The 21962-nt window shown below is 50.0% G+C and carries 19 protein-coding genes; 15 read left to right on the forward strand and 4 right to left on the reverse strand.

Going from position 1 to position 21962, the window contains the following annotated elements:
* Positions 1-61: 61 nt before the first annotated feature.
* From HMPREF9999_RS05350 to HMPREF9999_RS05395, 10 genes are all read left to right on the forward strand, one after another.
* Positions 62-742: a DUF4230 domain-containing protein gene (locus HMPREF9999_RS05350; protein WP_009437448.1), complete on the forward strand. Its 681-nt coding sequence runs from the start codon at positions 62-64 to the stop codon at positions 740-742.
* Complete coding sequence (locus HMPREF9999_RS05355) at positions 739-1596, forward strand: DUF4230 domain-containing protein (protein ID WP_009437449.1); 858 nt, start codon at positions 739-741, stop codon at positions 1594-1596. Before HMPREF9999_RS05350 ends, HMPREF9999_RS05355 begins: the two co-directional genes overlap by 4 nt.
* A 7-nt stretch (positions 1597-1603) precedes the next feature.
* A complete protein-coding gene (locus HMPREF9999_RS05360) occupies positions 1604-3148 on the forward strand; it encodes a clostripain-related cysteine peptidase (RefSeq protein ID WP_009437450.1) in 1545 nt (514 codons plus the stop codon).
* A gap of 171 nt (positions 3149-3319) precedes the next feature.
* Positions 3320-3985, forward strand: a complete 666-nt coding sequence (locus HMPREF9999_RS05365; protein WP_198144626.1) for a DedA family protein — start codon at positions 3320-3322, stop codon at positions 3983-3985.
* A gap of 21 nt (positions 3986-4006) precedes the next feature.
* Positions 4007-5479: a 3-phosphoshikimate 1-carboxyvinyltransferase gene (locus HMPREF9999_RS05370; protein WP_009437452.1), complete on the forward strand. Its 1473-nt coding sequence runs from the start codon at positions 4007-4009 to the stop codon at positions 5477-5479.
* 25 nt (positions 5480-5504) lie between these two features.
* Complete coding sequence (locus tag HMPREF9999_RS05375; protein WP_009437453.1) at positions 5505-5939, forward strand: hypothetical protein; 435 nt, start codon at positions 5505-5507, stop codon at positions 5937-5939.
* 140 nt (positions 5940-6079) lie between these two features.
* Complete coding sequence (locus HMPREF9999_RS05380; RefSeq protein WP_009437454.1) at positions 6080-6895, forward strand: metal ABC transporter permease; 816 nt, start codon at positions 6080-6082, stop codon at positions 6893-6895.
* 138 nt (positions 6896-7033) lie between these two features.
* Positions 7034-10021, forward strand: a complete 2988-nt coding sequence (locus HMPREF9999_RS05385) for a tetratricopeptide repeat protein (protein ID WP_052316484.1) — start codon at positions 7034-7036, stop codon at positions 10019-10021.
* Between the two features lie 88 nt (positions 10022-10109).
* Positions 10110-10436: a nucleotide pyrophosphohydrolase gene (locus HMPREF9999_RS05390; protein ID WP_009437456.1), complete on the forward strand. Its 327-nt coding sequence runs from the start codon at positions 10110-10112 to the stop codon at positions 10434-10436.
* Positions 10433-11155: an SDR family NAD(P)-dependent oxidoreductase gene (locus HMPREF9999_RS05395; RefSeq protein WP_009437457.1), complete on the forward strand. Its 723-nt coding sequence runs from the start codon at positions 10433-10435 to the stop codon at positions 11153-11155. Before HMPREF9999_RS05390 ends, HMPREF9999_RS05395 begins: the two co-directional genes overlap by 4 nt.
* Positions 11156-12169: 1014 nt before the next feature.
* On the opposite strand, the gene HMPREF9999_RS09950 is transcribed toward HMPREF9999_RS05395, so the two are convergent.
* Entirely contained in the window at positions 12170-12967 is a 798-nt protein-coding gene (locus HMPREF9999_RS09950; RefSeq protein ID WP_157049618.1) for an energy transducer TonB, read from the reverse strand.
* Between the two features lie 218 nt (positions 12968-13185).
* Here HMPREF9999_RS09950 and porQ point away from each other — a divergent pair, with 218 nt between their 5' ends.
* The 4 genes from porQ (at position 13186) to HMPREF9999_RS05425 (ending at position 17037) form a co-directional block, all read left to right on the forward strand.
* Positions 13186-14163 (forward strand): type IX secretion system protein PorQ, encoded by a 978-nt coding sequence (gene porQ, locus HMPREF9999_RS05410; protein WP_009437463.1) that lies wholly within the window; start codon positions 13186-13188, stop codon positions 14161-14163.
* Between the two features lie 131 nt (positions 14164-14294).
* Positions 14295-15158 (forward strand): 4-hydroxy-3-methylbut-2-enyl diphosphate reductase, encoded by an 864-nt coding sequence (locus tag HMPREF9999_RS05415; protein WP_009437465.1) that lies wholly within the window; start codon positions 14295-14297, stop codon positions 15156-15158.
* A gap of 181 nt (positions 15159-15339) precedes the next feature.
* Positions 15340-16452: a tRNA 2-thiouridine(34) synthase MnmA gene (gene mnmA, locus HMPREF9999_RS05420; protein ID WP_009437466.1), complete on the forward strand. Its 1113-nt coding sequence runs from the start codon at positions 15340-15342 to the stop codon at positions 16450-16452.
* Between the two features lie 198 nt (positions 16453-16650).
* Positions 16651-17037: a helix-turn-helix domain-containing protein gene (locus HMPREF9999_RS05425; protein WP_009437467.1), complete on the forward strand. Its 387-nt coding sequence runs from the start codon at positions 16651-16653 to the stop codon at positions 17035-17037.
* 22 nt (positions 17038-17059) lie between these two features.
* On the opposite strand, the gene aat is transcribed toward HMPREF9999_RS05425, so the two are convergent.
* The 3 genes from aat to HMPREF9999_RS05440 form a co-directional block, all read right to left on the reverse strand.
* Entirely contained in the window at positions 17060-17710 is a 651-nt protein-coding gene (gene aat, locus HMPREF9999_RS05430; RefSeq protein ID WP_009437468.1) for a leucyl/phenylalanyl-tRNA--protein transferase, read from the reverse strand.
* Positions 17711-17721: 11 nt separating this feature from the next.
* Positions 17722-20205, reverse strand: a complete 2484-nt coding sequence (locus HMPREF9999_RS05435; RefSeq protein WP_009437469.1) for an AAA family ATPase — start codon at positions 20203-20205, stop codon at positions 17722-17724.
* A gap of 63 nt (positions 20206-20268) precedes the next feature.
* Positions 20269-20691, reverse strand: a complete 423-nt coding sequence (locus HMPREF9999_RS05440; RefSeq protein WP_009437470.1) for an ATP-dependent Clp protease adaptor ClpS — start codon at positions 20689-20691, stop codon at positions 20269-20271.
* Positions 20692-20721: 30 nt separating this feature from the next.
* On the opposite strand from HMPREF9999_RS05440, the gene HMPREF9999_RS05445 reads away from it, so the two are divergent.
* Positions 20722-21018 (forward strand): hypothetical protein, encoded by a 297-nt coding sequence (locus HMPREF9999_RS05445; protein ID WP_009437471.1) that lies wholly within the window; start codon positions 20722-20724, stop codon positions 21016-21018.
* The last annotated feature ends 944 nt before the right edge of the window (positions 21019-21962 follow it).

A 21962-nucleotide genomic window follows, 5' to 3' on the forward strand; every position in this document is an offset into this window, starting at 1 on the left:
AGATGACAAGGCAGAACGAAAATAATTCGTTATTTTTGCTCTTCATAGGTATAATACACGCATGAAGAAATTATTCATATTGGGACTGCTTGCCCTCATGATGGCTTGCCACTCTGCAAGTGCTCCCTCCGACTCCCCTGCTGACTCCTCAAAGACGGCACAAAAGGAGACTCCCATCGACACGCTCGCTACGCTCGTGGCAAGAGTGCAACAACAAAGCAGGCTCTATGCTGCCGACTGCATGGTGCATAAGGTGGTGCTCTTCACCGATAAGAGTCAGATAGATGGCGGTTTGGTCAAATTCAACAAAGTGGGTTACCGCAAAGTAGCCATTCCCATAGATGTGACCCTCAAGGGCTACATTGATTTTGCAGATTTCACAGTCGACAACGTGTCGCGCGAAGGAGATTTGCTGGTGATTACGCTGCCTGATCCGAAGGTGATGCTCACCGCCTCAAAGATAGACCACAAGAAAGCCCGTCAATATGTGTCGCTCACGCGTTCCAACTTTTCCAGTGATGAAGTGACCCGACTCGCTCGCCAAGGGGTGGACAGCATCCGTCGCCACGCTGCGAGTTTTGGAATTGTGGAATTGGCACGCACCTCGGCAGCACACACACTGGTGCCTATCGCCACCCGACTGGGATATGCAGAAAACAATGTAGTAGTGCGTTTCCGCAAAGATTTCAACGAATCTGATTGGAAGAAGATTGTTAAACCGCTCAATAGTGACCGCTCATGAACGAGAATTTGACCACAAATCCCGAAGAACTGCAAAGTACGTTCTCGGACCCTCAAGCGGAAACAACGGAAAAGGCGGAACAGACCGCTCAACCCTCGGAAGTGGCAGACAAGAATGCGGAAGAAGGAGAGAACATCCCAGCTAAAATTGCCTCCCCTGCGGTAGTCACTGCCACTCCTCCCTCTCCTCCACTGCCTCCCGATGGAAAATCGAAACGCGGATGCTGGAGCATCTTGTGGTGGTGTCTTAAAGCGATGGTGCGTCACTGGCGCATCACCTTCTTCGTTCTCCTAGTCGCCTTGATTGGCTATGGAGCGATGGTGGCTTATCGCACACTCACCAACTCGAACGATGCTGTGGAGAAGCCCATCGAGCAATCTCCCGAAGAAATCGTGCGCCTACAAGCCATCGGTCAGTGGGAGTTTCTCTCTGTAGAATCGGAAGAACTGGTGGAACGTCACTATTCGGGACTGATGAGCGAGCGCGATTTGGTGTGCATCTACCGCGGTACGCTTCGCATTGGTGTCGATATGCGCAAACTTCCTACGGACTGGGTGGAAATGCAAGGGCGCAATGCGATTTTACCCCTCCCACAACCATCTTTATTAGACGAAGATTTCCTGGACGAGAGTCGCACGACAGTTTTCTTTGAACAAGGTGTCTTCCGCCCCGAGGAGCGCGATGCAATGCGCACAGAGGCAAAGGATAAAATGAAAAAACGCGCTATTACTGCAGAAAATCTGAGTATAGCGCGCAGAAATGCGGAAGCTCAATTCCAAAAACTCTTCCTCGCTATGGGATATGAGGATGTAGTGGTGGAATTTGAGTCTTCAACTCCAACAGAAACAAACTAAACAAAATATGACTAAACAAATTATTTTCCGGTTCTTCCCCATTGTGGCAATACTCCTTGGGGTATTCTCTTGTGGAGATGAGCCAGAAACACCATCATATCCACCAGGCAGCACTTTCAAACGCACCGTGATGGTGTATATGGCTGCGCAAAACACTTTAGGTGCTTCGGGATTTGCACGACAAGACAGTGCAGAAATGGCAAACGGTATGCGATATCTTCACGCTGGAGAGCGCGTGCTGATGTTTCTCGACGACAATAAACCACCGCGTCTCTACGAGCTGCGCAAGGGTTTGTCTGCTCCTCGATTAGTAAAAGAATGGAAAGAGGACGTGAACTCTGCCGATCCCAAAACGCTCACCGAATTGCTCACTACGATGCGCACGGATTTCACTTCCGAAAGTTATGGTTTGGTACTCTGGAGTCACGCCACGGGGTGGATACCCAGTCCTAAATCTGTGGCGGAAGAGAAGAATAATGTGGCGACAACCCACAACATAACAGCTGGCGCAGCAGAGGATTTGGCAAGTCGTGCGGCTTCATCGGTACCAAATGCTTCGTTGCTCACGCGCAATGATTTATGGCAGCCTGAAAGCACTACAACTGCTGACAACGCTCCAGCCTCTACCACAAGCAAAGAGAACTCCACTTCTCGCAAAAAACCAGCTTTTTCTGCGAAGAGCTATGGCATGGACGTGGGTAAGAACGGAAACTGGAATGCTGACGTCGCAGTCTTAGGCGCGCATCCTGATGAAATCAACATTGATGATTTGGGCAAAGCCATCGCAGCTGCAAATATCCCCCTACGCTTCATCCATATGGACTGTTGCTTGATGAGCGACATCCAAAGTTTCTACGCTTTGCGACACTCAGCTGACTATATCGCAGCTTCTCCCATTGAGATTTCTGCAATCGGTGGTTTCTATACCGATATGCTCCACTGGGGATATTTCTCCGAAGAAATCAAAGATTTGGGTATCACTTATGCCAACTATTACCTTGGCAAAGGCAGTGAACCCTATACAGATAACTTCGGTTTGGTGTTTGCCATCGTACGCTCCGACAAACTGCAGGCGGTGGCAGAGGCAATGGCAGCGGAATTGCCTCAACATCTCCCAGCCTTGAAAGCGGATGGTTCGAAGAACTTCCCCAACATGACGGAGACACAAACGTATGCTCGCTACTCTGCACGAAAGTTTTGGCGTCCTCACTACTACGATATGAACGATGCGCTTCGTCGTGCACTGCCTACAGAAAGTTGGCAACGTGTAAAGCGAGCACTAGATGCAGCGACAGTGTACAAATTCACCACACCTCGATTTATGACAGGCTTGACTGTGCTTTATCAAGGACAATACGCTGCTGATGTAATAGCAGTGGACGAAGCCAACTTCTGTGGTATCTCCATGTTTGTGCCACAAGAGACTTACACAGAGCATGCTGTGAGCAACCCTCCTAGCTGGTATCGTGCCTGCCCTCATGGTGACTTCAATGAGGAATTCCGCAAAACGGAGTGGTACACCGCTGCTGGATGGAAAGCTGCTGGGTGGTAATGCTAACAACTTCTGACACATTGCTCTACAACCTTTCCGTAGGCTAGAACCAGAATTTGAGCGTGAAAAAAAGAAGAGAAAGCGTCGAATAAACTCAACGACTTTCTCTTCGATTATTCAGACTGTGACAACCGAAAATAAAGATTTTCAAAACAAGATATAAATAGGTATATACACAATATGGGCGAAATCATCGCGTGGGTGCTCAATCACCTCAACTATTGGGTCATCTTTTTGGGCATGACCATCGAAAGTTCTTTCATCCCCTTCCCATCGGAAGCCGTCATTCCTCCAGCCGCTTGGATGGCAAACAATGGAGCACTCAACATCTTCTTGGTGGTCATCGTTGCAACCTTAGGAGCTGATGCAGGCGCACTCATCAATTATGGTTTGGCTTACTACCTAGGTCGCCCTGTCATCTACTCGCTAGCAGACACACGTTGGGCGAAGTTACTCCTCATAGACCGAGAGAGTGTGGAAAAGTCGGAGCGTTTCTTCCGTCATCATGGTGTTATCTCCACGCTCATCGGACGTCTAGTGCCAGGGGTTAGACAACTCATCAGCATTCCTGCTGGTTTGTCACGCATGCACCTGGGTAAGTTTATGATTTACACCACACTTGGCGCTGGAGCTTGGAACATTGTACTCGCTTTCTTGGGTTTTTATCTCATCCCTACCCTCTTCCCCACTGTCACCACGCCCGAACAGGTGATGGAAAAGGCTAATCAATACAGCCACATCATCGGGTATATCATTGGTGGAGTGGTGATTTTGGTGCTCATCTACCTTATTTATAAGGTGGCTTCCCACAAATCCAAGAAGCAACCTACTGCTTAATCTCTCCTTTCTGCCTTCGCGATGAGAGTTGTTCCTAGATTTCCATTGAAACTCAATGCAAGTCTTGCTCTTCCCACGAGCAAGAGTCTCTGCGCGCGCGCTTTGGTGATCAATCATCTCTGCGAACAACCCGTCCACCTCGAAGGTTTGTCAGACTGCGACGACACGCAAGCCATCCTCCAAGGCTTGGAAGCACTCCGCAACTCGGAGGATACTCCACTTCGCGTGGACGTTGGTGCAGCCGGCACTGCGATGCGCTTCCTCACCGCGCTATTTGCAGCCACCCCTCAGCTCGATGTGCTGATTACGGGTAGTCAGCGCATGAAGGAACGTCCCATCGGCGCGCTCGTCACTGCACTTCAGGCGGCAGGAGCTGACATAAGCTATGTGGAAAAGGAGGGGTATCCTCCTTTGCGCATCCGAGGTAAACAACTCAAAGGTGGAAAGATAGCCCTCCCTTCTAATATCAGTTCGCAATATGTAAGTGCGCTCCTAATGATCGCCCCCACGATGCGCGACGGACTGCACCTAGAGTTGGTGGGAAAAGTGGCTTCAGCTCCCTACATTCGCATGACGATACAGGTGATGAAAGCCTTTGGCGTGGAAGCAAAGTGGGAAAACAATCTCATCAGCATAGAAAGTGGTCAGCGATACGTTCGCACGCTCTCCCCACGCTGCGGAACTACTGAGGAAACAGAACAAGCAGCGTCCTACGCCATTGAAAGCGATTGGAGCGCAGCTTCTTACTGGTACGAAATTGTTGCACTACATCCTGACAAAGCTGCGAGAGTCTTACTACGAGGACTGAGAGAAACCAGTGAACAAGGCGACTCCGTCTGCGCAAGATGGTTTGAAGCACTCGGAGTGACGACAACTTTCACCGCAGAAGGAGCTATTTTGGAAAAATCATCCATCTCTCCGCAAGCTCAAAGCAAGAATGATAGTAGCTTATCGAAAGGCAACACACATTCTTTGCAAACTGATGATAACTTCTCCGAAAGCAACGAGTGTTTATCGAAAATAGATTGTAGATTATCGCAAGCAACTAGTAACTCATCGCAAGCCATTTGCCATTCATCGCAAACTAATCATTCTTCCTGCAAGGATGCCACTCCCCTCTTGCTAGATTTCACGGCAGCTCCCGACCTCGCTCAAACTTTTGTGGTCACTTGCGCTCTGCTCTCACGCCCCTTCCATTTCAAAGGTTTGGAGAGTTTACGCATCAAAGAGACTGATCGCATCGTAGCCCTCATAGCAGAACTGCAGAAATTGGGCAAGCACATCGAAGCAATCGGGGAAGGAGAACTTCGATATACGGCTCAAAACGACAGTTCTCCTACACAACCCATCACGATAGCCACCTACGACGATCACCGCATGGCACTAGCCTTCGCTCCAGCAGCGTTGCTTTTTCCACAGCTCTCCATTGAGCATCCAGAAGTAGTGGCAAAATCCTATCCCCATTATTGGGAACATCTCTCCGAATTACACTAAATATCAAATTCAAAAACCTATCATCGTGCTATATCTCATCCTACTTTTAATCTCCCTTGGCATCATTGCTGCTGTGGCTGAAGCCATCCGACAATGGTGGCTCAGACAAAAAGTGAAGAAAGGCGAACTTGCTGAGATACCCGCCATACAAGAGAATGCTGCAGCAGGCTGTTGCGGACTCCACGAAACCTGTGAATCGGAAAGCCTCTTGGCAGGAGTAAGCAAGGGTATTGAATATTACGAAGACGAAGAACTCGACCGCTTCAAAGGACGCTCGGGAGAAGACTATAACGATGCCGAAATCGAGGAGTTTGCAGACGTCCTCACCACCCTCAAGACAGAAGAGGTGGCTGGTTGGGTGCGCTCATTGCAATTGCGTGAAGTCAATCTTCCCATTGAACTCAAAGACGATGTCATCCTCCTTGTGGGAGAACAGCGCGAACTCTCGCACGCTTCGTAAATCACCGCGCTAGCCTCTCACCAGCTTGTAAGTAATCTCAAACTCTCCCTTCCTTTGCTGTTTAGAAAGAAAAACTCTTCTTCCAGCCTCACTACGAGAGTGGCATAAGCATCTCGCTTCTTCTACCCTATTATTCCATCATGCTATCAATCTTTAGCTACACCTTTTTCCAAAATGCCCTACTCGGTGCGCTGCTCTCTAGCGTGCTCTGCGCCTGCATCGGCACCTATGTGGTGACTCGCCGCTTAGTCATTGCCGGTGGCGGCATGGCGCACGCCTCACTGGGTGGTGTGGGGATGGGCGCATATTGGGGATTCTCCCCCATCTTCGGTGCAGCCTGCTTTGCCCTCGCCAGTGGTCTCGGCATCGACTGGTTGAGTCGCAAACGCGAAGTGCGCGGCGACAGTGCCATCGCCATGATATGGACACTCGGCATGAGCATCGGCATCCTGTTTGCCTATCTTGCCCCTGGTTTTATGACCGACCTCCCCACCTATCTCTTTGGCGACATCCTCAGTATCTCCCATAGCGACCTCCTCGCCATGGGACTTCTCACCGCAGGCACCCTACTTTTCTTCTTCCTCTTTGAGCGCAGCATCATCACCCTCGCCTACGATCGCGATTTTGCACGCACACAAGGTTTACCCGTCCGCACTTTAGAAACCATACTCACAGCTCTCACCGCCCTAACCATTGTCGGGTGTTTGCGCATGGTAGGCATCGTCATGGTCATCTCCCTGCTGTCCATTCCTCAACTTACAGCAGCCGTGTTCACGCGCACCTTCCGAGGCATGATTTTATGGTCTATGGTTGTAGGATTTGCAGACTGTCTAGGCGGTCTCTCCCTCTCCTATGTTCTCAACGTCCCTTCGGGAGCAGCCATCATCGTAGTGAGCGTAGTGCTTTACTTCGTGGTACGTGCAATAAAAGCCCTATTTCAGCGTTTTTCTTCATAGCGTAGTTTTATCCAAAAGGGCTATTAGACCGTAATAGTACTACTTGTTATTGAAAGAATCATTTTTTGTCATCTTCTATTCTCTGGTTGGGTTTAATCTTGCTCTCTAATCTCATCTAAATTTCTATATTTTTCCACGTTGAAGCGACTTTTCTATCTCCTTCTCCTGTTATTTGTCGTCACTGCTTGCAGCACCAGCCGCAACACTGCAACGACACGATGGTGGCAAGCCTTTGTCACCCGCTACAACGTGTATTACAATGCCGCCACAGCCTACCGCGAAGGAGAAGCTGCCCAACGCAGTGGACTCAAAGACGACTACACGCAGATGTTGCCGCTCTTTGGGGTGGCGTACCCTCAACAACAAAACCTCGGCAAAGGCAACTTTGAAACGGCAGTGACCAAGTGTGAGAAAGCCATTCAACTACACAGCATCAAAAAACGCCCACAAATCGCTCCCGGTCGCAACGCTTCTCCCCAGCTCAAAGCCTATCTCTCGCGCAAGGAGTTCAACCCCTTTTTGAAAAATGCGTGGTTGCTCATGGGGAAGTCCCAGTTTCAACAAGGCGACTTCCTTGGTGCCGCCTCCACTTTTGCCTACATCACCCGCTTCTATGCCCCCGAACCGCTTGTAGTAGCCGAAGCTCGCTTATGGTTGGTGCGTTCGCAAGTGCGCCTCAACTGGATGTACGATGCAGAAGATGCCCTCCGCCAAGTGGCCAAGATGGAACTTCCCAAGCGATTGCAGCGCGAGCGCGATTTGACCATGGCAGATTTCCACATCGCCCAGCAGCAGTATGCCGAAGCCTTGCCCTATCTAGGCCGTGCCGCTCGTCAGGCTTCTCACAATTTCGACCAAGCGCGATGGTATTATCTTTTGGCACAAGTCAATATGCAATTGGGACGTAAAACAGATGCTTACAATGCCCTCAACCGCTGTCTTGCGCAAAATCCCCCCTATGCTCTAGCCTTCCAAGCGCGCATCTTGCAGACCGAAGCCCTCACCACGCGACAAAATGTGGCATCCATGCTGCGCCGTCTAGACCGCATGACGAAAGATCCCAACAATGCCGACTATCTCGACCAAATCTACTACGCACAAGGCAATATCTATATGGCTCAGCGCGACACTACCGCTGCCATAAAATCTTATGAAACGGGAAGATTTCGCGCCACACAGTCCACTCCTGCCAAGGGCGTATTGTTGAACACTCTAGCCGACATCTACTGGCAACAACAACGCTTCGACAAAGCCCAATCGTGCTACACAGAAGCCATCGGTCTGCTCGACAAAACGCAGCCATCTTACAACGAAATCCTCCGCCGTTCTGCGATTCTCGACCAACTTGTCCCATCTACCACTATCATTTTTGAGCAAGACTCTCTGCTCCATCTGGCATCTCTTCCCGAAGCGCAACGCAATGCGGTGATTGATGCCAAAATCACCCAATACAAAAAGGAGCTTGCCGAAGCCAAGAAGGCAAAAGCAGACAGTGCCCTCCGCGCTGCCCAAGAAAATGAAGGCATAGACCTGCCTCAACGTCCATCGCTCCCCTCTACCCGTCCCAGCAGCAGTGGCGGTGGCTGGTATTTCTACAACACCCAAGCCGTGCAACAAGGTAAGCAAGCCTTCGCTCGACAATGGGGACGGAGAAAGAACGAGGACGACTGGCGACGTGCCAATCACACTGTCGTTGCTGACAACGACCAAAAAGGTTTTGACTACGCAGCCGACGACAGTATCAACAGCCTCCTCCGTCATCGCCGCGATAGCCTCACCTTAGCTGGCGTGGCACAGCGGGACATCGATACGCAAATCCGCGACTATGCTCAGCAACTGGCAGAGGGCACGTCTGCCGCTCCTGCCGATTCTACTGCAAGCGCAGGAAAAGCCGACAAAAAGGAGCAAGACCCCACGCAGCGTGCTTATTATCTAGCGCAACTTCCCCTAACGGCTGAAGCCCAACAGGAAGCTCGCAGCAAAATTCACGATGCCCTCTTCGAAGCTGGTTTGATAGAGAAAGACGAACTCGAAGATTTCGGTCTGGCTCGCCGCACCCTCCAGCGATTTGTGCGCGAAGCCCCAAAGCACGATCGTGAGCCCGAAGCCTACTACCACCTCTTCCTCATGGCGCAGCGCACTCAACAACGCGCAGAAGCCGAAAGATTGAAGAACATTCTGGCGCAGTCTTTCCCCAACTTCCCGATGACACGCGTCATCTCCGATCCAGATTTTGAAAACAACCTTCGCTATGGTCGCGAGCACGAAGACTCACTCTACACGGCTGCCTATGCTGCTTATCTAGCAGGCAATAAAGCCGAAGTATCACGTCTATTCGATCGCTCGACACAGCAATTTCCCACGGGTGCCAACCGCCCCAAGTTTATCTTACTCCATAGTTTGGCGCGCTTGCAAGAGGCACCGCGCGACACACTCCAACGCGAGCTCACCGACTTGGCCAAAGACTACCCCAAATCTGACGTAGCAGAACTGGCAGGTATGATAGCTCGCGGACTGCAAGAGGGTCGCACCATCGGGCAAGCCTTCCGTCCCACCGATTTGTGGAATCGCCGACTCAACGATGCCAAGGTGGAAGCTGCGGCAGCTGGTGAGAGCACGCAGCTCTCCGACGACCGCAACGTGCCCTTCGTTTTCCTCGTGGCCTATCCCACCGATTCGCTCGACAACAACAAGGTGCTCTTTGCATTGGCGCAATTCAACATCGAACATTTCACTTCGCGCAATCTAGACATTGCCCAAGAACGTGGCAACGGATTGACTCAATTTCGTGTGCAGGGCTTCCGCTCTTTTGCCGATGTGCACCACTATGCGCAACAACTCTATGCGCAAACCAAACTGCGCGGCCTCTTCCGCATGGCGCGCACCGAACTCATCAGTGCAAGCAATCTCCGTTTACTCGGCACCGTCATTTCGTTTGAAGACTATCGCAAGTTCTACAACGAACACTTTGCTCCACTCAAGATTAAGCCCGAACTCCCTCTCGAGTTTGAATCTGATGATGTGCCTAAGCAAATCTACGAAGACGAATTGCCGCAAGGGCAAACCAATCGCAAGGTACAACCTAAGCAACAGCCCGACGACAACGAATATGAATATGAGGAATAAGTGCACCAGTGCGTGAACTCAACTCACCAACGAGGAACCTCTACGCCGAGTGTTCCTCGTTTCCTCTTTAACCCCAAAAACTCAATATATGACTCTCCAAGAAGCTCAAAATCAAGTGGACGAATGGATACGCACCTATGGTGTTCGCTATTTTTCCGAACTCACCAATATGGCAGTTCTCACCGAAGAAGTGGGAGAACTGGCGCGTGTGATGTCGCGCCGCTATGGTGACCAATCTTTCAAAGCTGGAGAAAATCAAGATCCAGCCGATGAAATGGCCGATGTGCTGTGGGTGCTCCTCTGCCTCGCCAATCAGACTGGGGTGAATCTCACAGAAGCCTTTCAGAAAAATCTTGAGAAGAAAACCAAACGCGACCACGATCGTCATCATAACAACCCCAAACTCCAATCATGAACATCATCATCGTAGGAGCTTCTTCGGGCATCGGCATGGCCACGGCTCGCGAATTTCTCCGTCTAGGTCATCGTGTTGGTGTGGCAGCTCGCCGCTCAGCTCCCTTACTTGCTCTACAAGCTGAATATCCAGCGCAGGTGGTGTGTGCCACCATCGACATCAATGCTCCAGAAGCCTCTAGCCAGCTTCTCCAACTGGCAGAAGACCTCGGTGGTATGGACGTGTATCTCCATAGTTCGGGAGTAGGACACGAAAACAAGGAACTGGATCCGGGCATCGAGCTCGACATCGTGCAAACCAACGGTTCTGGCTTCATGCGCATGGTCACAGCCGCTTTCCGCTACTGGACGAGTCGCGGACAAAGGGGGCATCTGGCGGCTATCACTTCGGTAGCTGGCACTCGAGGTTTGGGCATCTCTCCTGCTTATAGCGCAACAAAGCGCATGCAGAGCCAGTATCTCGAAGCTTTGTCGCAAATCTCCCACCAGGGTCATCACGACATCGCCATCACTGACATCTTGCCAGGCTTCGTGCGCACCGATTTCATAGCCCAACGCAACTACCCCATGGTGATTTCTCCTGAGAAAACTGCTCACCACATTGTCAAAGGCATTCTCCTTCGTCGCCGCCGCATCGTCATCGACTGGCGCTATCGTGTGCTCATCACCTTGTGGTCTGCCCTCCCTCGCTGCATCTGGGAACGCTTACCTTTCCCTTAAACTCATATCCCTGTTTTAAACCGTGATGCTCTCCTCCAACTCGTGCCACATTCTGCTCCCTCTTTGCGTGATGTGGCATGATGCAGTTTGAAATGCCTCGATGCTCACGCCCCATGACCCATGCCCCTATAAAGATATGGGAGGAAATTGCCCTAAAGAGTGAAAAATCGCACTTAAAAATTCTAAAACAAGCTATTTTCTAAGAGAAACGAGTTCTACAATACGTATTTGAAAGGTGAAGGTTGCATTTCTCAACACTTCTTTTACGGGCTACTCTAGATGTTTGCAACTGGAAATCAGAGTTGCTGGCATGGGCAGTTTGCTCACGCGCGCGTGACAGGCGCGCCTTCCCTGGGAATTTCGTTTTTTTGCTTTCACAACCTTCACCTTTGCCCTTCCCAAGGTAAGAATAAGAATAAAAAAACTAGAGGTGCATTTTCTGTGGAAAATGCACCTTTTTGTATAGATTTAGAGGACGAGAAGTAAACACCGTTCCTAATACACCGATAAATCACTAGATATAAGCAAATTGCAATGAATTCTGTGAAGGTTGTGAAAGCAAAAAGTGAGAAATTGCTGTACGCGCGCGCGAGGGAGACAAAAAAACAGAAAACTTAAAGGAGAATTGGAGAGCGACAGAGCAAAGTGGTACATGCTGCTACTAAGCGAGGGACGTAGTTGGCGAACAAGGTAGAAAGAAAGGGTTTGCAAGTGGCTAGGAAGTCTAGCTCACAATCGTGGGATATACTTTCTAAACTCTCGGAGATATTCTAAAGAATGTCGGAGATTTCTGGTATTATCTCGGAGTTTTCCCGAAGTATGTCGGATACATTTTCACAATCTCCGCAGATGATAAAACAACACTCGCTTACTTCCGATGGTGAAAGTAGGCGAGTGTTGAATTGAGTTGTTGCAGGGAAAGAGGAAAGCCACAAATGCTTCTGAAAAAGATAGGGATTCTCATTCAAAAAACAGCGAACCTATGAACAAAGAAGAAATTCACATCAAGTGAACTCACTTGTTGAACCACACGGGCACAGTGACCATCACGGGTGAGGGCACGCCCCCACGGCGGCCGGGCTTCCATTTGGGCATATTTTGAATCACCGAAATGATTTGGTGCTCCAAGGGATCGTCGAGGTGCTTGGTGATTCTCACATCGGAGATGCTGCCGTCGCGCTGCACCACAAAGGAGACTTCTATGATTCCACGCACTCCGCGGCGTTGCGCACCACCAGAAAACACGATATGGTCGTCGAGATATTTGGCTAAGGCGATAAGTCCACCAGGGAATTGGGGCATCTCTTCCACCACCTGCGTGGCGGTGAGTTGTGGCCCCTCAACTGGCAAATCCGTTTGTCCAGCATTATGGTGCACATCCTGATCGGTCAAATCATCGTTAGGCGTGATCTTGCTATCGTCAGGGCCATCTATGCCTATGGGCGAGGAAGTCACAGCTTCATCTACGATGACAGGAGCTCCAGTTTTACCTCCAGGAGTGGTGATGACACGCGACACCGCACGACCTGCCGACACTCGTTTGCGCTCGAACCCATCGCGCGCCTCCAAAGGACGGAGCTGTTTCACCTCTTCTTGGATTTCAGTCGCCATTTCTTGCACTTTATTGTAGGCCACATAGCCTAGAGATGCTCCAAAAGCGAGTACTACCATCAAGATAGAAAGAAATACATACATGACACGACGATAACGACGCCCTGTCTCCTTGCGGATGACATAGGCACCGTATGCTTTGTTGCGGCCTTCAAAGACCACTTCGCACCATTGTCGGGAAAATAATTCTGTATTCCTCACGTTAGTTTGTTATGAATACCTTTTGCGATGGCTAGAATCGGTATTAGTACAAAATCCGCAGCGATAGTTTTACCACGGAATAGGACGATGAACGATTATTCTGCAAGGGGCATTCAGCATATAGCCCTTCATTGCGCAACTCGCATCGTTTTTCGAAGCAAAAGTACGCCCAAAAAGGAAAATAAGTACTACCTTTGTCCCTATATTTTATCGTTGAAATGAAAGAAAGTCTAATTCTCGCGCTCTTTTCTGTCCTTGTGCTCAGTCTGCAAGCTCAAGAAAGCAATTCGGCCTATCGGGTTTTGCAATTGCCAACCTCAGCACATGCACTGGCAGTGGGAGGAGAAAACATCACGATGAACGACGATGACCCTGCACTCGTGCAGCACAACCCTGCCCTACTCACCAACGTCACTCCCAATCGTTTGGGACTCTCCTTCATGTCACTCGGCGAACTGGGCACATGGAGTGGTGCACAGTATGTGCGTGCTTTTGGCGACCGACACACAGCTGCGGCTTTTGCGCAATATCGAGGTTATGGTGAGATGACTGCACGCGACGAACAAGGCACCGAAATGGGTACTTTCTCTGCTAAGGACATCATTGCCGGCATAGGCTACGGCTATGTGCTGAGCGATAACTGGGCAGGTGGTGCCAACCTGAAAGTGGTGCACGAGAGTTTGGGTGAGTTTTCGGCGGCTGCTTTGGCAGTGGACGTAGGCTTAAACTACTATAATGAAAATGAGGGGCTTTCTCTCTCAATGGTGTTGCGCAACGCTGGTGCTCAATTCAAGAGTTTCAATGGACGCAACGAATTTGTACGTCACAATCTCCAATTGGGTGTGTCGAAAGAATTACTCCACGTGCCTCTACGATTTCATGCTACCCTCACGGATTTGACACGCTGGAGCAAATCGGACTATATCCAAGCAGACGAGAAGCCACTGAGCACGGCTCGCCTTCTCACTAATCACTTGGTGTTGGGCGTGGACTGGATGCCCAGTGACTTAATCACCCTATCTGCGGGCTACAACTTCCGCCGCGCCTATGAGCTTTCTACGCTCGGTGGCGCACATGGGGCTGGTTTCTCCCTCGGTGCCGGACTGACTTTCTCACGAGTGAAAATTGATTTGGCATGGAGCAAGCAGCACGTTGCGGCTTCGAGCATCATGGGAACGCTATCCTTCGCACTTTGATTAGGTGGGAAGCTGTGATTTCTACCTTGTTTAGCAAGTCGCAATAGTGCATCATGAGCTTCAAGGCTCTTTCTCGTGGCTTGCGCCATGATTTTGCCTCTAAACTACACAACTACTAGACTATAACAACTATGCTTCATATCGAAATCGACACTGGTTCGGGCTTCTGCTTTGGGGTGACAAGTGCTATCAAAAAAGCGGAAGACGAACTCACCGAACGCGATATTCTTTACTGCCTTGGCGACATCGTGCACAATAGCCGCGAATGTGAACGCCTGCGCGAACGTGGACTGGTGATGATTGACCATGCCACCTTTGAAAAACTTCACGATGTGAGAGTGTTGCTCCGTGCACACGGCGAACCTCCCTCGACTTACGAAACAGCGCGCCGCAATAACATCACGCTTGTTGATGCCACTTGCCCCGTGGTCTTGAATCTCCAAAAGCGCATCCGACGGGTGTATCACGAAATGGGCAATGATCCCCAAATTGTGATTTATGGCAAGCACGGACACGCGGAAGTTCTCGGACTCGTGGGACAAACCAACAGCGAAGCCATCGTGATTGCCGACATCAGTGAGGTGGATAAGGTGGATCTCACGCGCAACACGTATCTGTTTTCCCAAACTACCAAACCTCTGGAGGGTTTTCAGACGTTGATCAATTACCTCACCGAACACATCAAAGCTCCAGCCGAATTCAAATGCTTCGACACCATCTGCCGCAGTGTTTCTAATCGTCTGCCAGCAGTACAAGATTTTGCGCGCAAACACGATGTGGTGCTCTTTGTTTGCGGTCTCAAAAGCAGCAACGGACGTGTGCTCTATGAGGCCTGCCACAAGATCAACGAGCACACTCATCTAGTGGACGACCCAACGATGTTGGATGCTGCGTGGTTTGACGGTGCTCAAAGCGTGGGCATCTGTGGGGCAACGTCTACTCCCAAATGGCTCATGGAGAAATGTGCCGAACGCGTGCGTGAAATCACGGAATAGTGCGATGCGCACCAAGACTTTAAGGTGAAATATCACCGAGGAGTGTTATACATAGCACGACTTTAAGGTGAAATATCACGGAGATGTGTTACACATAGCACGACTTTAAGGTGAGAAATCACAGAAATTCACGAGAGTTTCACGAGAATTTCTCTCAACAACGACAAGACTTTTCCAATCAATGAATATAGCTCTTTTGCTCTCGGGCGGTGTAGATAGTGCCGTCGCCACCCACCTTTTGGTGGAGCGCGGACTTCGCCCCGACTTGTTTTACATCAAAATCGGCATGGACGATGACGAAGATCTCACCTGCACCGCAGAGGAGGACATCGAACTCTGCCAAGCCATTGCACGCCGCTATGGTCTTCCCCTTGAAGTGATTGATTTACAAAAGGAATACTGGGAACGTGTGGTGTCTTACACCATGGATCATGTGAAACAAGGACTGACTCCCAATCCCGATGTGATGTGCAATCGCCTCATCAAGTTTGGAGCTTTTGAGGAGAAAATCGGACATGCCTACGACCGCATCTGCACAGGACACTATGCTCGTGTGGTGCGCGACGATGAAGTCTTCGCAGATCCTCGTTCGGGAGAGAGCATCGACTTGTCGAGCAGTGCCTCATGGTTGGGCACAGCTCCCGACCCCATCAAGGATCAGACGGACTTTTTGGCACAACTCGATGCACACCAAGTGGGAAAAATCATGCTTCCCCTCGGACATCTCCGCAAAGAACAAGTGCGCCAAATTGCACTCGACAATAAACTCGCACCTGCACGCCGCAAAGACTCACAAGGCATCTGCTTTTTGGGCAAAATCAACTACAACGATTTCGTGCGCCGCTTCCTCGGAGAACGAGTGGGTGATGTCATCGAACTAGAAACGGGCAAGAAAGTGGGAGAACACCGCGGATATTGGTTTCACACCATCGGTCAGCGCAAAGGTCTAGGACTCGGTGGTGGCCCTTGGTTTGTGGTGAAAAAGGATTTAGAGCAGAACATTCTCTATGTTTCCCACGGTTACGACAACTTGCTCCAATATGGTCGCTCCTTCAACATCGCAGGATTTCACTTCCTCACAGGCGATCCTTGGCCATCTTCAGGCAGCATAGACGTGACTTTCAAAGTGCGCCACACCGATCGCTGGCGCACAGGTGTCTTGACACGTACTGAAGAAGGAGGCTTCCACATCGATGGTGACGACCCCATCCAAGGCATCGCCCCTGGTCAGTTTGGAGTGGTCTATTCTCGCGATGGCCGCATCTGCATCGGTTCGGGAGAGATAGCCATTTAGTGCGCTGCTTTCTCTTATATACTGCTCAGTATCTCTGAGTCACTACTGAAATTCTCAGAAATCCTATTATAAGAAATGAGTGGCTAATGCTGCGAAGCTACAAAACTCTCTGCTTATCTTACGAAGTCGAGGCTACTCACGATGCTCAGCAGCTAGCAACAACTCCTCTACGTCTAACCACAATGTCATAGTCTAAGGATGCCCAAGCCCTACACTTCCAACTTCAACGCGGAACGCATGGCACAAATCTACATAGATGTCTTGCGGTTACTCCAACTCAAACGTATGTCGCGCAATCCGAAAGTGTCGGCTCGCGACATTGCTAAGCAGATTGGTTGCGACCACCGCGCCATCAGTGCTGCCATCTCCACCCAAGCTGGCTTAAACTTTCACCAGCTCATTGGAAAGATTCGCAGCAACGAGGTAGCACAACGATTAGTGGATCCCAAGTTCTCCGATTACACCGTCGAAGAAATCGGACTGCACTGCGGGTTTTCCTCGCGACAATCCTTTTACAATGCTTTCCATCGGAGCTTCAACATGACTCCAAGACAATATCGCCTGCAACAGCTCAGCAAATCCTGAGTCGTTGCAGGCGATAGCCTTTTTATCCTCTCACGTAAGTCATAAACTCATCGTAGGGTAAGAACTTACCTCCTAGTGATTGGAGGTGATTCGTATGTAATTGGCAATCGATCAACCAATTGTCACGCTCTTTCAAGCGATCTGCCAGAGCAGACAACGCCACTTTTGAAGCATTCGGAGCAAACGAACACATGCTTTCTCCGCAGAAAGTGCGACCAATCTCCACGCCATACAAGCCGCCCACGAAGTCATCGCCCTGCCACACTTCGACACTGTGAGCAATCCCTCTGCGGTGTAAATCTACATATACTCCGATGAGATGTTCGCCCAACCAACGACCTTGTTCACGGCTGCGCCCATTAACTTCACCACATCCGCGCATCACGCGCTCAAAGTCTTGGTCAAAAGTGACCCGATACTTACCACTCCGCAACAACTGCCGCATGGAGTGCGAAATGTGCAGTTCATCTGGAAAAATCACAAAGCGTTCAGGCGGACACCACCAGTAAGGCTCTTCCTTATCTTCATAAGCATACCACTGAAAAATGCCCAAACCATAACCAGTCATCAGCCAATCATGCGTAATGTCTCCCCCGATCGCCAAAAGTCCATCATCATCGGCATCATGTGGATCGGGAAATTCTACGTGATTCTTGTCTAGATAGTATATCATGAGTGCGTGAATTATTCGTCAGACTTCTTAGTCGTTTTCTTTGTCGTCTTGCGAGTGGTGCTGCGAGCAGCCTTCTTCCCAGGGGTTTTCTCCTCTTTCGATGCAGACAAAACCGCCTTTTCTGGAGCACTCTCCGATGGTTCAGCTGGAAGTACCAAAGGCGTGGTGGAAAGCACCAATTTTTCAGCTGCTACATCCACCTTTGCCTCCCCCCCATGCTTCAAATCGCCAAAGAGCAACGAGCGAGTGAGCAGCGGTTTGAGTTCGCGCGCCACGATACGTTCAATTTCGCGCGCACCATATTCAGGTGTATAACCGAGATTGAGCAGATGAGATTCAGCTTCTGGAGAAAGCACCAATTCCACACGGCGTGCCAAGAGTTTTCCACGCAGCGCATCTACCTTCTTGCGGAGAATCAAGTGCGCCATCTCCGTGTTCATCGCGTTAAACACCACCGTAGCCGAAAGACGATTGAGAAATTCGGGCTTAAAGGTGCGTTTCACCTGCGCAAGCATCGCCTGCCCAGCCGAAACGCCACCCCCAAATCCCACTGCCGCTTGGTGAGCGTGCTGTGCCCCAGCGTTAGAAGTCATCACCACCACCGCATGGCGGAAATCCGCTTGTCGTCCGCGGGTGTCAGTGAGCGAAGCATTGTCCATCACCTGCAAGAGGAGGTTGAAAATATCGGGGTGCGCTTTCTCGATTTCGTCCAAGAGCAGCACACAGTGTGGCGTACGGCGCACTGCATCCGTTAGCAGTCCACCATCTTCATATCCCACATATCCCGCAGGAGCACCGATGAGTCGTGCCACCGTGTGCTTCTCCGCATATTCGCTCATGTCGAAGCGCAACAGTTCCACACCCATTTCTTCTGCCAGCACCTTCGCCACTTCCGTCTTTCCCACACCAGTAGGTCCCACAAATAAGAGCGAAGCCACGGGTTTATGCTCGTCAGTGAGTCCAGCGCGTGACAAAAGCACCGCTTCAGTCACCGCAGCTATCGCCTCATCTTGACCAAAAATTTGTCGCTTCATCGCTGGTTCGAGCGACTGCAAATCTGCCACTTCGCTCGTTTCCACATCACGCAAGCTCTCCACTTTGCAGATGCCAGCCAGCACTTGGTCAATGAGTGCCTTACTCACCACCTGATTCTCGGCAGGATGCACCTCTCGATAGGCCGCAGCCTCGTCGATGAGATCAATCGCTTTGTCGGGAAGGCGACGATCATTGATGAATCGGGCTGCCCGATGCACAGCATGGCGCACTGCATCGGGAGCAAACGTGACGTTGTGGAAAGATTCGTAGCGCGACTGCAAACCTTCGAGGATGCGCACCGCCTCGTCTATCGAGGGTTCGGGCACTTCTATCGTTTGAAAACGGCGCACCAACGCCCCATGTCCTGCAATGTGGCGGTTAAACTCTTCGTGCGTGGTAGCCCCCACAAAGCGGATGCGCCCTTCTTCGAGGAAAGGTTTGAGCATATTGGCAGCATCCATCGCCCCATCGCTCGTGCGCCCAGCCCCTACGATCGTGTGTATCTCGTCAATGTACACAATCGCATTGGGAACAGTGAGCAATCCCTCCATAATCAACTTCCAGCGTTTCTCAAAATCACCGCGATATTGCGTACCTGCCAAGAGTGTACTCACATCGAGTGAGAATATCTGAGCATCCTTCAAGCGTTCGGGCACCTCGCCAGCCTTGATTTTTTCTGCCAGTCCATAGATTAGAGCCGTCTTGCCCACCCCAGGGTCACCCACGTGGAGGGGATTGTTCTTATCGCGACGACAGAGCACACGAATCGTGCGCTCCAATTCGTCCTCACGACCGATGAGCGGATTTCGATTTTCCAAATGCTCATTCACGCATGTCACCCATTGTCGCCAATCTTCTCCTTTTTTCTTTGCCCCCTCTCCCGACTGGTGGTCTCCCATCTCACCACTCACTTGTTCTGCCATTTCATTGAAATGCTTCCCTAACTCTTGAGCAAAGTCAAGAATTCCCTCTCGTGCTTGCACAAACTGATGATAGCGATCTATCTCCTCATCATTATAGGGAGTTTCTCCGCAGAGCACGTTGAGATCTGCCAAAAAACCATGAAGATCCTCTAAATGCTCACGCAAGAAAAAGTTAGCCCAGCACTCATCAGTGCACAAGATTTCGCACAGCACATGGGTTGCAGTGAGATCTTTCGCCTCCAACTTCTTCTGCATTTCTTGTGCACGGATGAAACACTCGCCCAACTGATAAGAGAGTTCTATCGACTCTTCATCTGGAGCTTCAGGCAATTCCTCCATCGTCTCGTTGATGTAATAGAGGAGTTCGCCCATCACATCTTCGTAGTAGAAGTCTTGATCAATCTTGCACCAGTTGTCCAGCACATGATACACAAACATTTCTGGAGTGATGCACTCATAGTGCCGCTCCATAGCATAGGCATGCGCATCCGAAATGACCGATTCTAGGGTAAGCTGTGTTTTTTTCTTTCTAGGCATAAATCGTGAAAAAGGATATAGAGGGGGAGAGATTATAAACAGGAAGATAAAGCGAGTGCTAGACTAATCTTCGACGATGGGTTCTATGGAAAAGGCTAAGGGAAAACCCTCTTGTTCTGCCGCCTGCATCGCGCGGCGCACCTTAGTCTGCGCCATATCGAGCGAGCGATATTTCGCCACCTGACACTGCCCCTCCTTGTGCACTTTGAGCATCACTTTCATGCTCTGCTGATAGTTCAACCGAAAAATTTGCATCAGCACTTCCACCACGAAGTCCATGGTGGTTTGATCATCATTGTGCATGATAACTGCATAAGAATGTGGAGGACGTAGTCGAGTGCGCTCAAGCACACCCGAGGAAGTACGAGGTTGTGGCATGAAATAAAGGGAAACTAGGACGGTGAGCCACCCCATTTGGTGGTTCATCCGAAAAGATGTATCTTTGCAAGAGAAGGAATCAAGCGGAATCTCTGCTTCGTTTTCCATCGCTATATTCTCCTTTCTACTGCAAGTTCTATGCCGAAGACCTCTAAAACCCGACTATTCTTCCAGCAACTCCAGCTCCGCCTCTCGCGCCTCTCCTTTCGCACTGGCCTTTGGGTGCTCGCTGGTTGCGCCTTGAGCTATCTGTTGGCTTTCGCTCCCATCCTGCTCCCTCTCTCATTGTCCACCAAGGGAGTACTCTGGTTCATCTTTTTCGGTCTTGCCAAAACCCTGCAATACACCGCTCTTGCCATCATCGGCAAAGAGGGCATACAGCGCATCCGCCTATGGTGGCGCGAGCGCAAAACCAAACTCTCGCAAAAGAAATGAGAAGAAGCGCGTAAATCACTCGGAGTTTTTCAAGATTATGTCGGAGATTTCACCACAAATCTCCGACTTTTTTGTATCCTTCTCGGAGAAGTTCCGCACACTTCTCCCTACTATTTTGTCACCTCCACGTTCCCTACTTTTTCAGCCTCCTTTTCTCACACTTTTTATTCCTTCCTCACGCGCGCACATACAGCAGTTTTACACTTTTTGCTTTCACAACCTTCACAAAATTCTTCACAACTCACTTTTAAACAGCGTTTTACACATGTATTAGGAACATTGTTTACTCTTTCATATTGGCAAGCAGCAAAACGGACGACTTTTTACGGCAAAAATAACGAAGAAACAGTCTCACCTTGATAGGCACAATCATTGGTCTAAAAAACTGCTTCGGTGAAGGTTGTGAAAGCAAAAAATCGAAATTCCCAGGGAAGGCGCGCACGTCACGCGCGCGTGAGCATTCGCCCTCCTCCTCGTGTGGTTTACTGCGCCCCCACCATCAACTTTACAGTATCCTCGGTTTCGACAGAAACGTCTGTTGATTGATATTACAACACTGCAATCTAGACCTAGCAAAATCAGGCTATAAAATCAATATCCCAGAGAAAAACGTGCCTTTTCAATTCTTTTAACTCAATTTTTCTCACTTTCGGGCGATTTCGACCCACTATTAATTGTAGGGCTTTCCCAATTGGAAGAAAGCTCCATTTCATTTTTACCTACCCAAATCGGTCATTAGCTCCTGAACAGATTTTATTGGTTTGTTGAGCATATTGTTTGTCGTTAGTCTTTGGTGTAGCGGGCTACGGCGAGAACGAACGTTTTAGTTAAGCCAAATGAGCAGAACCGAGCTTGCTCGAGTTATGCCATGGCGAGAAAACGAAGGATGAAATCCAACGAAAGACAAGAAGCCAACAAGAAAATGAAAGAGGTCAGGAAGTTAT

It is taken from the genome of Alloprevotella sp. oral taxon 473 str. F0040, assembly GCF_000318095.2.
GTDB lineage: Bacteria > Bacteroidota > Bacteroidia > Bacteroidales > Bacteroidaceae > Alloprevotella.

Bases quoted from the DNA above. Each gene is read 5' to 3' on its own strand.
- HMPREF9999_RS05350 (WP_009437448.1), top strand. From the start codon at position 62: ATGAAGAAATTATTCATATTGGGACTGCTTGCCCTCATGATGGCTTGC.
- HMPREF9999_RS05355 (WP_009437449.1), top strand. From the start codon at position 739: ATGAACGAGAATTTGACCACAAATCCCGAAGAACTGCAAAGTACGTTC.
- HMPREF9999_RS05360 (WP_009437450.1), top strand. From the start codon at position 1,604: ATGACTAAACAAATTATTTTCCGGTTCTTCCCCATTGTGGCAATACTC.
- HMPREF9999_RS05370 (WP_009437452.1), top strand. From the start codon at position 4,007: ATGAGAGTTGTTCCTAGATTTCCATTGAAACTCAATGCAAGTCTTGCT.
- HMPREF9999_RS05380 (WP_009437454.1), top strand. From the start codon at position 6,080: ATGCTATCAATCTTTAGCTACACCTTTTTCCAAAATGCCCTACTCGGT.
- HMPREF9999_RS05390 (WP_009437456.1), top strand. From the start codon at position 10,110: ATGACTCTCCAAGAAGCTCAAAATCAAGTGGACGAATGGATACGCACC.
- HMPREF9999_RS05395 (WP_009437457.1), top strand. From the start codon at position 10,433: ATGAACATCATCATCGTAGGAGCTTCTTCGGGCATCGGCATGGCCACG.
- porQ (WP_009437463.1), top strand. From the start codon at position 13,186: ATGAAAGAAAGTCTAATTCTCGCGCTCTTTTCTGTCCTTGTGCTCAGT.
- HMPREF9999_RS05415 (WP_009437465.1), top strand. From the start codon at position 14,295: ATGCTTCATATCGAAATCGACACTGGTTCGGGCTTCTGCTTTGGGGTG.
- mnmA (WP_009437466.1), top strand. From the start codon at position 15,340: ATGAATATAGCTCTTTTGCTCTCGGGCGGTGTAGATAGTGCCGTCGCC.
- HMPREF9999_RS05425 (WP_009437467.1), top strand. From the start codon at position 16,651: ATGCCCAAGCCCTACACTTCCAACTTCAACGCGGAACGCATGGCACAA.
- aat (WP_009437468.1), bottom strand. From the start codon at position 17,710: ATGATATACTATCTAGACAAGAATCACGTAGAATTTCCCGATCCACAT.
- HMPREF9999_RS05435 (WP_009437469.1), bottom strand. From the start codon at position 20,205: ATGCCTAGAAAGAAAAAAACACAGCTTACCCTAGAATCGGTCATTTCG.
- HMPREF9999_RS05440 (WP_009437470.1), bottom strand. From the start codon at position 20,691: ATGGAAAACGAAGCAGAGATTCCGCTTGATTCCTTCTCTTGCAAAGAT.
- HMPREF9999_RS05445 (WP_009437471.1), top strand. From the start codon at position 20,722: ATGCCGAAGACCTCTAAAACCCGACTATTCTTCCAGCAACTCCAGCTC.